Source organism: Dietzia sp. DQ11-71, assembly GCF_014144995.1.
GTDB lineage: Bacteria > Actinomycetota > Actinomycetes > Mycobacteriales > Mycobacteriaceae > Dietzia > Dietzia kunjamensis.
In genome coordinates, this window is record NZ_JAALDT010000529.1 from 1 (window position 1) to 2023 (window position 2023).

Sequence of the window (2023 nt, forward strand, 5' to 3'; positions counted from 1 at the left end):
GCGGGTAGATGTTGACCCCGCCCGAGATGATGGTGAACGCCTTGCGGTCGGTGAGGTAGAGGAAGCGGTCCTCGTCGAGGTAGCCCACGTCGCCGAAGGTGGACCAGTTGGGGTGCTCGGGGTGGAAGACGGACGCCGTCTTCTCCGGGTCGCCGTGGTACGAGAAGGTGCCCTCGTCCTGCTGCCAGTAGATGGTGCCGATCTCGCCGGTGGGCACCTCGTTGCCCTCCTCGTCGCAGATGTGCGCGATGCCCTTGAGCCCGTCGCGGCCCACCGATCCGGGGCGTTCGAGCGCCTCCTGCGAGTTGATGAACGTGATGCCCATGCCCTCGGTGGCCGAGTAGTACTCGTGGACCACCGGGCCCCACCACTCGATCATCCGCCGCTTGACCTCGGGCGGGCACGGCGCGGCGGCGTGGATCGCGTGGGTCATGCTGGACACGTCGTAGCGCGCCCGCGTCTCCTCCGGCAGCTTGAGCATGCGCACGAACATCGTCGGCACCCACTGCGAGTGCGTCACCCGGTACTCCTGGATGAGCCGCAGCGCCTCCTCCGCGTCGAAGCGGTCCATGAGGATCACGGTCCCGCCGACGGAGTTGACCACGCCGCAGAACCGCAGCGGGGCCGCGTGGTACAGCGGTGCCGGGCACAGGTAGACGCTGTCGGCGTCGAAGGCGTACAGGAAGCTGAACACCGGCGTGTAGCTGTCCGGCACCTCGTCGATCTGCCCCTCGGGCGGGTCGACGCGCACGCCCTTCGGCCGGCCGGTCGTGCCGGAGGAGTAGAGGAAGTCGTGGCCGCGGGGCTGGTCGGCGGGCGGCTCGGTCGACCTGCCCTCGAGCAGCGTCCGGTAGTCCTCGAACCCCTCCAGCGCGCCGCCGAACACCACGCGGTGCTCCACGCCCGGATGCGCCTTCGGGGAGACGTCGACGTGGTCGGCGACCGGGGCGGAGACGAACAGCGCCCGGGCCCCGCAGTCGCCGATGATGTACGACGACTCGTCCGCAGTGAGGTGGTGGTTGATGGCCGCGATGTACAGGCCGCAGCGCAGCGCCCCCCAGTAGATCTCCAGCATCTCCAGGGTGTTGTCCGAGACCACGGCGATCGTGTCACCGGGACGCAGCCCCCAGTCGTCGGTCAGGAGATGCGCGAGCTGCGCGGATCGCGCCTCGAGCTCGGCGTACGTGATCTGCTCCCCCGTCGCCGGGCGGATGGCCGCGGGCTTGTCGGGAGTGGTGGCGGCGAAGGTTCCTGGAAACATGCTGCCAGGCTAACCGCCGAATGTGATATGGATCACGAATTAGACAGACACGTGTCCAGCAGTCCGTGCGTCAGGAGTACATGCGCGGGTGCAGCCTGCCGATGTACGGCAGATCGCGGTAGCGCTCGGCGAAGTCGAGGCCGTAGCCCACGACGAACTCGTTGGGGATGTCGAACCCGATCTCGAGGATGTCCAGGTCCGCCTTCACCGCGTCGGGCTTGCGCAGCAGGGTGACGATCTCCAGCGACCGCGGGTTGCGGGTGCGCAGGTTGCGCATGAGCCAGGACAGGGTCAGCCCGGAGTCGATGATGTCCTCGACGATGATCACGTCACGGTCGGCGATGTCGCGGTCGAGGTCCTTGAGGATCCGCACCACACCGGAGGAACTGGTGGAGGAGCCGTACGAGCTGACGGCCATGAACTCCATCTCGGACGGGATGGGCAGGGCCCGGGCGAAGTCGGAGACGAAGATCGCGGCGCCCTTGAGGACGGCGACCAGCACGACCTCCTTCTCGACGTCCGCGTAGCGCTCGCCGACGGTGGCGGCCATCTCGGCGATCCGCTCGCGGATCGACTCCTCGTCGAGCAGGACCGATTCGATCTCGTCCGCGTACTTGTCCGTGGTCATCTACGTCCCCGCTCCGCTCGCCCGGTCGTTCTCCAGGACCACCTTTCCACGTCGGCGCCGGGCGACCAACCTGGCCGAGGGCCCCGCCCCACCCGCGCCCGCGGGCCCGGTGCCACCGACCGCCACCCCGCCCT

General features: G+C 68.6%; 2 protein-coding genes. Both read right to left on the reverse strand.

Going from position 1 to position 2023, the window contains the following annotated elements:
• The coding region (locus tag G6023_RS15640) for an AMP-binding protein (protein WP_182636400.1) at positions 1-1261 on the reverse strand (1261 nt) is incomplete at its 3' end.
• Between the two features lie 70 nt (positions 1262-1331).
• Complete coding sequence (gene hpt / locus G6023_RS15645; RefSeq protein ID WP_067711558.1) at positions 1332-1889, reverse strand: hypoxanthine phosphoribosyltransferase; 558 nt, start codon at positions 1887-1889, stop codon at positions 1332-1334.
• Positions 1890-2023 lie beyond the last annotated feature (134 nt).